Source organism: Methylovirgula ligni (assembly GCF_004135935.1).
Classification (GTDB): Bacteria; Pseudomonadota; Alphaproteobacteria; order Rhizobiales; family Beijerinckiaceae; genus Methylovirgula; species Methylovirgula ligni.
Genome location: NZ_CP025086.1, coordinates 1526685 through 1538891 on the forward strand (window position 1 = coordinate 1526685; position 12207 = coordinate 1538891).

At 63.1% G+C, this 12207-nt stretch carries 12 protein-coding genes; 7 read left to right on the forward strand and 5 right to left on the reverse strand.

Annotated features, from left to right (window positions below; all coding sequences use genetic code 11):
- Positions 1 to 169 precede the first annotated feature (169 nt).
- Both CWB41_RS07335 and CWB41_RS07340 read left to right on the forward strand, forming a co-directional pair.
- Positions 170 to 1051, forward strand: coding sequence for a glycosyltransferase family 10 domain-containing protein (locus CWB41_RS07335; RefSeq protein ID WP_165204125.1), 882 nt, complete (start codon positions 170 to 172; stop codon positions 1049 to 1051).
- 104 nt (positions 1052 to 1155) lie between these two features.
- Positions 1156 to 1404, forward strand: a complete 249-nt coding sequence (locus tag CWB41_RS07340) for a hypothetical protein (protein ID WP_129396437.1) — start codon at positions 1156 to 1158, stop codon at positions 1402 to 1404.
- A 4-nt stretch (positions 1405 to 1408) separates the two neighbouring features.
- Here the strand turns inward: CWB41_RS07340 and CWB41_RS07345 are convergent, their stop codons facing one another.
- The 3 genes from CWB41_RS07345 to CWB41_RS07355 all read right to left on the reverse strand — a co-directional run bounded on the left by CWB41_RS07345 (position 1409) and on the right by CWB41_RS07355 (position 3159).
- Positions 1409 to 1939, reverse strand: coding sequence for a flavin reductase family protein (locus CWB41_RS07345; protein ID WP_115834892.1), 531 nt, complete (start codon positions 1937 to 1939; stop codon positions 1409 to 1411).
- The gene (locus CWB41_RS07350; RefSeq protein WP_129396438.1) at positions 1936 to 2427 is read right to left on the reverse strand and encodes a hypothetical protein; all 492 of its coding nucleotides are present in this window, start codon (positions 2425 to 2427) and stop codon (positions 1936 to 1938) included. The genes CWB41_RS07345 and CWB41_RS07350 overlap by 4 nt, the downstream gene beginning before the upstream one ends.
- A 105-nt stretch (positions 2428 to 2532) precedes the next feature.
- On the reverse strand, positions 2533 to 3159 hold the full coding sequence (locus tag CWB41_RS07355) for a TetR/AcrR family transcriptional regulator (protein ID WP_165204128.1): 627 nt from the start codon (positions 3157 to 3159) through the stop codon (positions 2533 to 2535).
- A gap of 75 nt (positions 3160 to 3234) precedes the next feature.
- On the opposite strand from CWB41_RS07355, the gene CWB41_RS07360 reads away from it, so the two are divergent.
- The 3 genes from CWB41_RS07360 (at position 3235) to bluB (ending at position 6576) form a co-directional block, all read left to right on the forward strand.
- Positions 3235 to 4941, forward strand: coding sequence for an MFS transporter (locus CWB41_RS07360; RefSeq protein WP_115834889.1), 1707 nt, complete (start codon positions 3235 to 3237; stop codon positions 4939 to 4941).
- Between the two features lie 85 nt (positions 4942 to 5026).
- Positions 5027 to 5815 carry a uroporphyrinogen-III C-methyltransferase gene (gene cobA / locus CWB41_RS07365; RefSeq protein WP_115834888.1) on the forward strand — a complete coding sequence of 263 codons (789 nt, stop codon included), beginning with the start codon at positions 5027 to 5029 and terminating at the stop codon, positions 5813 to 5815.
- A 62-nt stretch (positions 5816 to 5877) separates the two neighbouring features.
- Positions 5878 to 6576, forward strand: coding sequence for a 5,6-dimethylbenzimidazole synthase (gene bluB, locus CWB41_RS07370; RefSeq protein WP_115834887.1), 699 nt, complete (start codon positions 5878 to 5880; stop codon positions 6574 to 6576).
- Positions 6577 to 6585: 9 nt separating this feature from the next.
- On the opposite strand, the gene CWB41_RS07375 is transcribed toward bluB, so the two are convergent.
- The gene (locus CWB41_RS07375) at positions 6586 to 7281 is read right to left on the reverse strand and encodes an NADPH-dependent F420 reductase (RefSeq protein ID WP_115834886.1); all 696 of its coding nucleotides are present in this window, start codon (positions 7279 to 7281) and stop codon (positions 6586 to 6588) included.
- A 239-nt stretch (positions 7282 to 7520) separates the two neighbouring features.
- Between CWB41_RS07375 and CWB41_RS07380 the strand changes: the two genes are divergently transcribed.
- Both CWB41_RS07380 and CWB41_RS16145 read left to right on the forward strand, forming a co-directional pair.
- Complete coding sequence (locus tag CWB41_RS07380; RefSeq protein WP_115834885.1) at positions 7521 to 8705, forward strand: MFS transporter; 1185 nt, start codon at positions 7521 to 7523, stop codon at positions 8703 to 8705.
- 167 nt (positions 8706 to 8872) lie between these two features.
- Positions 8873 to 9793: a glycosyltransferase family 2 protein gene (locus CWB41_RS16145; RefSeq protein ID WP_115834884.1), complete on the forward strand. Its 921-nt coding sequence runs from the start codon at positions 8873 to 8875 to the stop codon at positions 9791 to 9793.
- A gap of 12 nt (positions 9794 to 9805) precedes the next feature.
- Here the strand turns inward: CWB41_RS16145 and CWB41_RS07395 are convergent, their stop codons facing one another.
- Positions 9806 to 12088, reverse strand: a complete 2283-nt coding sequence (locus CWB41_RS07395) for an FdhF/YdeP family oxidoreductase (RefSeq protein WP_115834883.1) — start codon at positions 12086 to 12088, stop codon at positions 9806 to 9808.
- Between the last annotated feature and the right edge of the window lie 119 nt (positions 12089 to 12207).

Below are 12207 nucleotides of genomic sequence, written 5' to 3' on the forward strand. Positions count from 1 at the left end.
CCAAAATCGCGCCGCGCGATCACCTTTGCGCGAGGCTCGGCTAAGATCGCCCAGGACAGGCAGGCAAATGATTTTTAAGGCGTTAGAGTTTTTCACGCGGCGAAGCCCAGGCGCGCGGACGCCGGCGACAGACCGCCAGATTGCGAGCGAGGCACTTGCAATCTGCGCGGTGGACTTCTGGCCGGCCTTCAGCCTTTCCGGGGGCTTCTGGAATTTCGTGCTTACGGAAAGCTTCGGCCAGTTTCGCGTAGTGGACGAGGCTGCCGACGCCGACATCGTACTGGCGAGCGTCTTTCCGCACGAAAAGGCGCAGTTTCCAGAAAAGACGATCGCCATCATCTGGGAGAATATCCGCCCCAATTACGAATTCTACCGGTTCTCGATTTCCTCGGACTTCGATGCCTATCAGGGCCGCAACTGCCGCGTGCCCAACTGGTATGAGGAACTGGTGTGGAACGAGAGCTTCCGCGGGCCGAAGGCGGCTTTCGCGGGGGCAATGCACGGACATGGTCACGAGGAGCGCGTCGAAATCGAGCGTCTGTTGGCGCCGGGAGAGGCCGAACCGGTCGTGCGGTCAAAATTCTGCTGCCTCGTGACAAGCTATCGCGAGCCGTATCGCGCTTTGGCCGTGGAGGCGTTGTCGCAAATTGGCCCGGTCGATATCTTCGGCAATGTCGCCGGCGCGCCGCTGCTTCAGTCCAAATATGAAGCGCTCCGCGACTATCGTTTCAACTTGTGCTTCGAGAATTCCATCTTTCCCGGCTATTATACAGAGAAGGCGCTCCAGGCCTGGGCCGCAGGCTGCATCCCGCTCTATTTTTCCGATCCTTATTTCAGCGCCGATTTCAATCCGAAGGCGATAATCAATCGAATCGACTTCCGCGAGCTCGCGGAATTTGTGGAGGCGGTACGAAGGGTCAATGATTCGCCGGATCTGATGGCCCAGTTCCACCGCGAGCCGTTGCTGACGAGCCGGCCGAATCTCGACTCGGTGACTGCCTTCCTTCGCGGTGCGGCGAAAGCCATTACCGGCCGCGATATCGGCGGCTGATCGGGAAATTCGCAAAAATGTTGCTGGCCAACGCCGTGGATGTATTTTTATGATCGCCGCATGGTCCATTGTCCCGGTCGATGCGTCTTGAAGGGAAAAGCGCGATGAGTCTCAAGCTGCTCGCCTTTGCGGCCTTTGCGATCCTGAGCCTTTTGCCGCTGTCGCCCGCCGAGGCGCAATATCCCTCCAACGATCAGTTCTCGGAAGGCCCGTGCGGCGGGGTGATGACCGGCTATGACCGCCGGCAATATACCTGCGAGGCGAACCGGAAGCCGGTTTGCGAGCAGAGCACGGGCCGCTGCGTCTGTCTCCTGCGGCGGCAATGCGGCGGCGCCAGCGACGAGAATTTTTGAAACGCTAGGGCTTGTCCGACGCCAGATGGATGATGTCGCCGTCGACGGCGAAAGTGCCGTAGCCGCGATGGTGCAGCGTCTTCGGCCGGGCTTTGGCCGGCGTCTCCCACGCCTTCATGACCTCAAGGATGAAGATACAATATTTGTTGACGAACCGCGTATCGCGCACTTTGCATTCAAGATTGGCGAAACACTCGCCGATCAAGGGCGCGCCGACACTGGCGGCGGGCAGCGCAGTCAGCGCGAATTTCGTGAATTTGTCGGTGTCGCGTCCCGAGCAATTGCCGATCCCGACGATAGTTTCCGCCAGGGTAACGTCGGGGATGGCAATGACGCATTCCTTGCGCGCCCGCAGCGCCGTGAAACTATAATCGCCGTTGCTGACAACGCAGGCGACCAGCGGCGGGTTGAAGTCGACCATCATATGCCACGACATCGTCATGACATTGACCCGGCCGCGCTGCGCCGTCGTAAGGAGAACGACCGGCCCCGGCTCCAGAAGCTTGTAGACTTCTGCGAGGGCAAGCTCCCTCATTTGGACGGAACGAATTTCTGATCGGGAAAGACGGACGCGGCGGGCGTCTGGATGACGATAAAGTCGACACCGGCGGCCTGATGACAGCCGTTGCAGGCAGTCTCCAGCGCCTTATAGCCCTTCTCGAATTTGTGCGGGTCCTTTGCCGTGACGGCATCGCCCAGCGCGGTGAGAGGGTCGGACACGGCGGCGATATATTGCACCGGAATGTTCAGATAGAGCATCGCGGCTTTGCTGAATGTGTCCCTGAGTTGGGCGAGTTCATAATTCGTCAGAGGCCAGTTTTTCGCCTTGCCTGCATACCAGAGTTTCATATGGCGCAATTGCGTCAATTGCATCACATCGCTTAACGCGAGGGTGTCCGATTCGCCATGCGGGTTGGCCGAAGGCGCGGTCTGGGCGAATGGGACATCGTCGCCGCGCGCCGGCAGCGTGACGCAAAGCATAAGAACACCAAGCATAAGAAGAGGCGCGAAAATCCGGGGCATGTCTCAACTCCTGTAGCGCAAAGGTAGAGTGAGAAGACTACGGCGCTTTGACTTTGATCAAGAGAGATCGGAAAGGCTTGGCGCTTCACGCCACCGTGAGCGGCGTCACTCCGCACTTGCCGCGGTGAGATGGTGTCGCAGCATGAGGCGGAGTTCTTCCAGAATGCCGTCGCGTAATTTGTCCCTGGCGTCGAGCGTGAGCGCGATGCGCATGAGTTGCGGCACGATCACCGCGAGCCGCTCGGCCTTTTCCGCTGCCAGCGCCGGCCGGGCCTCGGCGAACAGCGCGGCGATCTGCTGGCGCCGCCGTGCCCGCACCGGCCGCCGCCAGCGCTCGTGGCCCGGTAAGTCGAGCAATATCGAATAGACGGGGTTCTTCGCCAGGAAGCTGCCGATCTCGGCGAAAAGCGCGTCCGCGATCGCGACGGCGCTCAGACCCGCTGTGCGCGCGTGCAGGGCGTCGAGCTGTGCTGAAAGATCCTCCGCCGTCTCCGAGAGAATCGTCTGCGCCAGCACGTCCTTGCTGGGGAAGAACAGATAGAGCGTGCCGATGGAGGCGCCGGCGCGGGCAGCGATCTCGGTCATCGTCGTCGCCTCATAGCCCTTTTCGGCGAAAAGAGCCGCGGCGGCCGCGAGCAAGGCCGAGACGCGGACGCGGCCGCGCTCACGCTGGGGCGCGCGCGGACGTGACGCCTGACCTGACGCCTGGGCTCTTGCGTTTCCTGAGGCCATCCTCATATATCGAAATGCGAGGTGATCCTCATATAGCATTTTTCCTGCCGCGCGGCAGGCACGAGGCTGAGAAACATGATGTCGCGCAAGTCCGCTGCGGCCGTACCCCACAAATGGATGGTGCTGAGCAATACGACGCTCGGCATGCTCGCTGCGGCGATCAATTCCTCGATCCTGCTCATCAGCCTGCCGGCGGTCTTTCGCGGCATTGGTCTCAAGGCGCTCGATCCCGGCAATATCAATTATCTGCTGTGGACGATCATCGGCTACATGGTCGCGACCGCCGTTCTTGTCGTTTCCTTCGGGCGGCTCGGCGATCAGTTCGGCCGTGCCCGGATGTATAATCTCGGCTTCGCATTGTTCACCGTGGCTTCGGTCGCGCTCGGCCTTCTGCCGGGGCACGGCGATGCGGCCGCCCTTTATCTGATCGGCGTGCGCATCGTGCAGGGCGTCGGCGGCGCGCTGATGATGGCCAACGCCACCGCGCTTCTTACCGATGCCTTTCCCGAACATGAGCGCGGCTTCGCGCTCGGCATCAATGTCGTCGCCATCATCGCCGGCCAGTTCCTCGGCCTCATTGTCGGCGGCCTGTTGGCCGACGGCAATTGGCGTCTCGTCTTCTGGATCAACGTGCCGGTCGGCTTCGTCGGCACGGCCTGGTCCTATTGGCAGCTCCACGACGCACCAAATCGCGCGAGCCACAAGATCGATTGGGGCGGCAATCTCACGTTCGGCCTCGGCCTCGTCGCGATTCTCGCCGGCATCACTTATGGTTTGCAGCCCTATGGCGATCAGGTGATGGCCTGGAGCAGCCCGAAAGTGCTGACGCTGTTTGCCGTCGGCGTGCTGAGTCTTGCCGCTTTCGTCCTGATCGAGCAGCGCGTGGCGCGTCCGATGCTCGATCTGCGGCTGTTCAAGCTCGCGCCCTTCGCCTATGGCAACCTCGCCAATCTCCTCTCCGGCATTGCCCGCGGCGGCCTGCAATTCATGCTCATCATCTGGCTGCAGGGCATCTGGCTGCCGTTGCATGGCTATGCCTTCGAGGCGACGCCGCTGTGGTCGGCCATCTTCATGCTGCCGCTGACGGCGGGCTTTCTGCTCGCGCCGCCCATCTCGGGCCATCTGTCGGACAAGTTCGGCGGCGTGCCCTTCGCCGTCGGCGGCATGGTCATCGGCGCGGCAAGCTTCATCGCGCTCATGCTGTTGCCGGCGGATTTCTCCTATCCCGTTTTCGCGGCGCTGCTGTTTCTCAACGGTCTTGCCTCCGGCATTTTCGTCGCGCCGAATTCGACGCAGATCATGAATGCAGTGCCGGCGCGCGAGCGCGGTCAGGCCTCCGGCGTGCGGGCGACGACGACCAACGCCGGTCAGGTTCTGTCGATCGGCTTGTTCTTCGGCCTGATGCTTGTCGGCCTTGCGGCCAATCTGCCGCAGGCGATGGAGGCAGGGCTGCTGGCTCAGCATGTCCCGGCGGCGGTGGCGCATCATGTCGCGAGCCTGCCGCCGGTTTCGAGCCTGTTTGCGGCTTTCCTCGGCTACAACCCGATGGTCGAACTGATCCCCGCCAATGTGCTGGCGGCGCTGCCACCGGCGAACGCCGCAACACTCACGGGCCACACCTTCTTCCCCGGACTCATGGCCGGCCCATTCAAGCAGGGCCTCGTCTTCGCCTTCAGCTTCTCCGCCTTGCTCTACCTCGCCGCGGCTCTGGCGACCTGGCGCGGCGGCCCGGCCTCGGCTGAGGCTCTGGGCGGGGCGGAGCCCGCAGAATCCCGCAACTGACGGACTGCCCGTCCGATCCTGCTTCCGCCGGTGCGCTTGACTTGCCGCACGCCGGTATTGCTTAAAGCAGGCGCGAAGAACGGACATGGACGTGGAACCCGCAGCTTTCGAGGAATTGCCGTTCGAGCCGGGCACCGTCTGGCTTGTTGGCGCCGGTCCCGGCGATCCGGGGTTGCTCACCCTGCATGCGTTGAGCGCGCTGCGGCGGGCCGATGTCATCGTCCACGATGCTCTCGTGTCGGATCGCGTCATGGCCTTGGCGTCCACCACTGCGCGGCGTGAATATGCCGGCAAGCGGGGTGGGCGGCCGTCGCATAGCCAGCATGATATTTCCGAGCGTCTTGTCGCCTTGGCCAGGCAGAATCTGCGCGTGCTGCGGCTCAAGGGCGGTGATCCCTTCATCTTCGGACGCGGCGGCGAGGAGGCCAAGGCTCTGGCGGAGGCGGGGGTGTGCTTCCGCGTCGTGCCGGGCATTACGGCGGGCATCGGCGGCCTCGCTTATGCGGGCATTCCGGCCACTTCGCGCGAGACCAATCAGGCGCTTGTCCTCGTCGCCGGACATCCGGCGGGAGATGGCGAAGACCGGATCGATTGGGAGGCGCTTGGCGCCCTGGGCGAGCCGCTGGTCATCTATATGGGCCTGTCGCGCCTGCCCGAGATCGGCGGCCGGCTGATCGCCGGCGGTCTTTCGCCCGCGACCAAGCTCGCCATCCTGACGCAGGCAACCCTGGCGAGCCAGAGCATCGTCGAGACGACGCTTGGCGAGGCGATTGCCGACCACCCGGAAAGCCCGGCGACGGCGCCGACCTTGATCGTCATTGGCGCGGTCATCGATCTGCGCCACGCTCTTCTGGCGCATCTGATCGCGCCCTGACGCCGGCGCGCGAGTTGTGCTAAGGCTCGCCGACGATAAGCGGAGCGTGGGAGGAGTTCGGAATGGCGCTTGCCGACAAGGGCGTGCCGGAAGCGGAGTTCGCGCCCGCAGGCGCCTTCTCGCCGCAAGAGCGCGAGGCGGTCTATCGTACGATCTACGCCCGGCGCGACGTCCGCGATGAATTCCTGCCGGAGCCCCTCCCGGACTCGACGCTCGAACGCATCTTGCAGGCGGCGCATCACGCGCCCTCCGTCGGCCTCAGTCAGCCGTGGAATTTCATCCTGATCCGCGATCCCGCCATGAAGGCGGCGGTGCATGATGTCTTCACGCGCTGCAACGGCGAGGCGGCGCAGATGTTCGCCGACGAGCGCAGCGCCAGCTACAGAGGATTGAAGCTCGAGGGAATCCTCAAGGCGCCGCTGAACATTTGCGTGACCTGCGACCGCGCCCGCGGCGGCCCCGTGGTTCTCGGCCGCACGCATCAGCGCGACACCGATCTCTACAGTACGGTCTGCGCGATTCAGAACCTCTGGCTCGCGGCGCGCGCCGAGGGGATCGGCGTCGGCTGGGTGAGCATTTTCGAGCAGGAGGATTTGCGCCCGCTCCTCGGCATTCCGCCGGAGATCGTCATCGTCGCCTATCTCTGCGTCGGCTTTGTCGATCAGCTCTTCACCCGGCCGGAACTCGAGGCACGCCAATGGGCCGAACGCCTGCCGCTGGAGCCGCTGATCTACGAAGAACGCTGGGGCGATCGCCGCTGAGATCGAAAGCTATGCTGGCGCGGCGAAGGTGCCCGGGCTTTTGTCGGTGCCGCGCCAGGCCGCTGTGCGCTCGTGCGGCGCATCGGCGAGCGCACGGCGCAGCGCCGCGGCGCCAAGGTCCGTACAATAAGCCGGCGTTCCCGGCTGCTGCCGCCAAGAGTCTGCGATGGTGCCTGCGTCGAGTGCATCGAAGCCCAGATTCTCGACGAGAGCCAGAACAATCGCCTTTATTGCGGGATCGTCGCCGGCGACGGGCAGGGCGATGCGATCGGGCGCGCCGGCCTCGCGGCCGAACTCGCCGAGATGGCGCGCATATATGCTGTTGAAGACTTTCACGACGCGATGGCCGATCTGCTGTTCGACCCAGCGGCTTTCCGGCACGCCGGACTCGATCCCGGCAATTCGCCCGTCGCGCTGGCGCGGGTAGTAATTGCACGTGTCGATGACCGGCACCGATGCCGGCACATTCGCGAAAAGCCCTGCGGCAAGCTTGGGTACATTCTTCATCGGAATCGTCAGGACGATGAGATCGACGCCGCGGACAGCGTCCTGAACCTCGACAGGTGTGGCACCGGTGGCAGCCGCGACATCGCCGAGGGTCGCGGGGCCGCGTGAATTTGCGATAACGATCTTATGACCGAGTTCGGTGAGGCGGCGTGCCAAAGTACCGCCGATCTGGCCCGCGCCAATGATGCCCACCCTCATGATTCGCTCCCCTCGCTGATTGTCCATCAGTGATTGTCCGGCAGGTTCGCCTGCTCTCATAATTGCGACCACCTTGGCAGGCAGTCTCTCACGTTGCGCCAAACAACGGCTAGCACAAATGTGAAATCGGCTTACGCGACCGCAACCTCGACAGCAGGCCGCCGCGTGCATATGTGACGACCACAAAGATAATGAGCTGGCAGGGACGCGCAAGGCCGGGCCGAACATTTGCGGACCCGATGGAACAATCGTTGAAACAGGCGGACACTCTGCCACAGACGCTCATCGCCGTGGCCGCGGTCGCGGTCGGCGCGCTGGTCGCGAACATCTATTATGCGCAGCCGCTCATTGTCGCGATTGGCGGCGCGGTGGGTGTCGGCCCGGCGCTTTCCGGCTCCCTGGTCAGCATGGTGCAGATCGGCTACGGAGTCGGGCTGTTTCTGCTCGTGTCGCTGGGCGATCTTGTCGAGAACCGCCGGCTTGTCCTGATGGCGATATTGGCGGCCGCCGCCGCTTTGGCATCGCTTGCGTTCGCGCGCAGCGCAACGCCGTTTCTGCTTGCCTCTCTCGTCGTCGGCTTCTTTTCGTCCTGCGCCCAAATTCTTGTGCCGTTCGTCGCACATCTCGCGCCTTTGGCGCGGCGCGGACGCGTTGTCGGCATCGTCATGGGCGGCTTGCTGACGGGCATCATGCTGGCGCGGCCGGCCGCGCTCTTCATCGCCGGAAGCTTCGGCTGGCGTGCGGTCTTCTTCAGCGCGGCTGTGCTGATGCTTGCGGTCGGTTTGGCGTTGGCGCGGATAATGCCGTCCTATCAGCCGCGTCCGGGCCTGCATTACGGGCAGGTTCTAGCGTCGATGCTCGGCATTTTGCGGGAGCGTCCGCAGGTCCGCTGGCGCGCGGCATATCAGGGCCTGATGTTCTGCGCGTTCAATCTTTTCTGGACCGTCGTGCCGATCCTGCTCGCGCAAAAATTCGGCTTAAGCCAGCACGCGATCGGGCTTTTCGCCCTTGCCGGCAGCGGCGGCGCGCTGGCCGCACCGGTTGCCGGGCATATCGCCGACCGCGGCCATATTGCCATTGCGACGACCGGCGCGATTGCTGTGCTTGGCCTTGCGTTCTTCGCCGCGATCGGCGTGCACGGACCAATCGGACTCGTCTGGCTGACGCTCCTGGCGGTTTTCATCGATGCGGCGGTGCAAATCAATCAAGTCGTCGGCCAGCACGTCATCTTCAACGTTCCGGGCGAGATTCGCGGCCGGGTCAACGCGATCTACATGACTCTCGTCTTTGCCGGCGGAGCACTCGGATCGGTCCTCGGAACCTTGACCTATCATGCCGGCGGCTGGACCGCGACAGCCGCGACCGGTGGCGCGATTGGTGCGTTAGCGCTCGCGCTCAATGTTCTCGAACGATCGCGCAGATGAGGCGGGCAGGTTTCCCGCCCGTTCAAATTGTTGTTAAATAGAACTTGAGCTTCCGCAGAGTGCGAAGATTTACATTGCGCGCACGTAACGCCCTGCAGAACCTAGCGTGGTGGCGGCGGTTTTTATAACACCTTTCCGCAGAATCGATTTTCGCTGACGAGGGGCTCTTGGCAAACAATCCTGCGCTTTCGGCGGTCATTTGCACGCACAATCGCCATAAATCGGTTTCCGCCACGATCAACTCGGTGCTGGCACAGGACATCGATCGTCAGGATTTCGAGATCATCGTCGTCGATAATTCGACAGATGCCGGGCAGGCGCGGCAATTCGGCGGGCAATACGACGGGATCGAGAATTTCCGCTACGTCCACGAACCGGTCCCGGGGCTTTCCAATGCCCGCAATGTCGGGGCGCATTTGGCTTTGGCGCCAATCGTCGCCTATCTCGACGATGATGCGGTCGCGCCGCCACAATGGTTGCGGGAGCTTAGCCTCGGCTACCAGAAATTCGGCGACAGGGCCGCGATCGTCGGCGGTCCCGTGGAGCCGGTCTGGGTAACGCCGCGGCCAAACTGGCTCACGAGCGACCTGGAGGGCTTCTTCTCCATCGTCGATCATGGCGGCGAGATCCGCGAGCTCTTGCCGCACGAATGGCTTGCCGGCTGCAATTATTCGATCCGGCGGGACTGGCTTTTTGCCGCCGGCGGCTTTTCCACGGAGCTTGGCCGCAAGGGCGCGCTTTCGCTTCTCTCGAACGAAGAAACGTTGGTGAGCGAATCCGTCCGCGCAAGAGGCGGAAAAGTCGTCTATGTGCCGGCCGCCAGCGTGAAACATTACATCGACCCGAGCCGGACGAGCGCCGATTGGCTCAAACGCCGCATGGCGTGGCAAGCGGTTTCAGATGTCCTCTCGCGGCCGCAGGAATCTCTGCGGCGGGCGGAGATCGCTTCCTATCGCTTCCGCAGATATTCGCGGCTTGGTCGCGCTATTTTCTTCGCCAACCTGCTCCGCCGCCGCGAGAATATCACGTCGATCGATCTCGATCGTATCTATCACGCGATCCTCATCCTCCTGTGCCGCGGCAGTTGACGCCATACCGGCTCAGGCGTGACGCATGATCCTGACGGGGACGGATTTGTAGGACGGCGTGCCGCTTTGCGGATCATGATAGGTGAGCGGGACAAGCCCATTGGCCTCGGGATAATAGGCGGCGATCGAACCGCGCGCGATATTATGCGCGATGGCGGTGAAACCGCTGAGGCGCAGGGGAGTCTGCGCGGGCAGCGCGGTTTCGATGTCGATCGCATCGCCGTGCTGGATGTTGAGCGCGGCAAGGTCATCCATATGGATGAAGACGACGTCGCGACGGCCGAAGACGCCCCGATAGCGATCGTCGAGTCCATAGATCGTTGTATTGTACTGGTCGTGGCTGCGGATCGTCGTCAGGCGCAGAACCGCGCCGTCGGCGACGATCGGGTCTTCGTTCAGCCCCTTGAAGATGATGAATTCGGCCTTGCCCGAGGGCGTCTTCCATATTCTCTGGGTCGCAGGCAGCGGCAGGCGGAAACCGCCGGGCACGCGCACGCGCGTGTTGAAATCTTGGAAGTCGGGGAAGACGGCCTCGATCATGTCGCGGATGCGGTCGTAATCCTCGACGAGTTCCAGCCACGGCACCTTGCTATGCGGCAGCGTGGCGGCGGCCATGCCGGCGATGATCGCGGGCTCTGAGCGCAGATATTCGGAAACCGGCGGCAGCTTGCCGCGCGAGGAATGGACCATCGACATCGAATCCTCGACGGTGACGATCTGCGGCCCGCTCGGCTGGATGTCGTGCTCGGTGCGGCCGAGGCAGGGCAGGATGATCGCTTCCTTGCTGACGAGCAGATGCGAGCGATTGAGCTTGGTCGCGATATGCACGGCGAGATCAAGCTCCGCCATCGCCGGAAAACATTGCTCCGGGTCCGGCAGCGCGACGGCGAGATTGCCGCCGAGGCAGACCAACACTTTCGATTGACCGGCGATGATCGCCTGCATGCCGGCGACGGCATCGTGGCCGTGCTCCGCCGGTGGCGTGAAGCCAAAGGTCGCCTCGATGCGGGCGAGCATATCGGCGCCCGGCTTTTCAGTGATGCCGACCGTGCGGTCGCCTTGCACATTGGAATGGCCACGCAGCGGGCAAATGCCGGCGCCGGGCTTGCCGATCTGACCGCGCATCAGCAGCAGATTGGCGAGCTGCTGGACGTTGTCGGTGCCTTTCGTGTGCTGGGTGATTCCCATGCCATAGGGAATGATCGTCGCATTGGCCTGGGCATAGGCGCTGGCGACAGCCTCGAGCGCGCCGCGCTCAAGTCCGCTGGCGGCTTCGATGTCCGCCCATGCCGTCGCGTCGAGATCGGCGACGAGAGCTTCGAAGCCACGGGTATGTTCGGCGATGAAGGCATGGTCGATAACGGGCGCGTTGCGTCCCGGTGTGCGGTCGAGCGCGAGAAGCGCTTTCATGATGCCCTTCAGCGCCGCAGCGTCACCGCCGACCTTCACCTGGTAATAGGACGAGGCGATGTTCGCATAGCCGAAGGTCGACATTTCGATGGCATTTTGCGGATCGGCGAAGCGCTCGAGCGCGCGCTCCCGCAAGGGATTGAAGACGATGATCGGCACGCCGCGCTTGGCGCATTCGTGCAAGGTACCCATCATGCGCGGATGGTTGGTGCCGGGATTGTGGCCGAACGAGAGGATCAGATCGCAATGATCGAAATCCTCGAGCGAGACAGTGCCCTTGCCGAGGCCGATGGATTGCGGCAGGCCGACGCTTGTCGCCTCGTGGCACATGTTGGAGCAATCGGGGAAATTGTTGGTGCCGTATTCGCGGGCGAAAAGCTGGTAGAGGAAAGCGGCCTCATTCGAGGCGCGGCCTGACGTATAGAATTCGACGTGATTGGGATCTTGCTGGGCCCGCAGCACCGCGCCGATACGCTGGAACGCATCCTCCCATGAGATCGCCTTGTAGCGGTCGCTGGCACGGTCATAGGCCACGGGATGGGTGAGCCGGCCGGCGCTCTCCAGCTCGTAATCCGTCCAGTTCCAGAGTTCAGAGACAGCATGCTCAGCGAAAAACTCGGGCGTGACGCGCTTCTTGGTCGCTTCCCAGGTCACCGCCTTGGCGCCGTTCTCGCAGAACTGGAAAGTCGACGTGTGCTCCTTGTCCGGCCAGGCGCAGCCGGGGCAATCGAACCCGTCGGGCTTATTGGTGCGGAAGAGCGTGACGGCGGCTTCGCTGGCGTCCATCTGCTCGCGGACCGCCTTGGCCGTGGCCTTGAGCGCCCCCCAACCACCCGCCGGGGCATTGTAGCGTTTGATCCCAGGCACAGGGCGTTGGCGGGTCATTGCATAGTCTCCGTCTATGGATGTTTTTCGCGGGGAAATTTGGCGCGTCGCACGGGTCGCGATGCTAATCACCCTTACGTTGCAATGCACATTTAGGGCCGTAAAACCCCGAAATCCAA

Bases quoted from the DNA above. Each gene is read 5' to 3' on its own strand.
- CWB41_RS07340 (WP_129396437.1), top strand. From the start codon at position 1,156: ATGAGTCTCAAGCTGCTCGCCTTTGCGGCCTTTGCGATCCTGAGCCTT.
- CWB41_RS07345 (WP_115834892.1), bottom strand. From the start codon at position 1,939: ATGAGGGAGCTTGCCCTCGCAGAAGTCTACAAGCTTCTGGAGCCGGGG.
- CWB41_RS07350 (WP_129396438.1), bottom strand. From the start codon at position 2,427: ATGCCCCGGATTTTCGCGCCTCTTCTTATGCTTGGTGTTCTTATGCTT.
- CWB41_RS07355 (WP_165204128.1), bottom strand. From the start codon at position 3,159: ATGGCCTCAGGAAACGCAAGAGCCCAGGCGTCAGGTCAGGCGTCACGT.
- CWB41_RS07360 (WP_115834889.1), top strand. From the start codon at position 3,235: ATGATGTCGCGCAAGTCCGCTGCGGCCGTACCCCACAAATGGATGGTG.
- cobA (WP_115834888.1), top strand. From the start codon at position 5,027: ATGGACGTGGAACCCGCAGCTTTCGAGGAATTGCCGTTCGAGCCGGGC.
- bluB (WP_115834887.1), top strand. From the start codon at position 5,878: ATGGCGCTTGCCGACAAGGGCGTGCCGGAAGCGGAGTTCGCGCCCGCA.
- CWB41_RS07375 (WP_115834886.1), bottom strand. From the start codon at position 7,281: ATGAGGGTGGGCATCATTGGCGCGGGCCAGATCGGCGGTACTTTGGCA.
- CWB41_RS07380 (WP_115834885.1), top strand. From the start codon at position 7,521: ATGGAACAATCGTTGAAACAGGCGGACACTCTGCCACAGACGCTCATC.
- CWB41_RS07395 (WP_115834883.1), bottom strand. From the start codon at position 12,088: ATGACCCGCCAACGCCCTGTGCCTGGGATCAAACGCTACAATGCCCCG.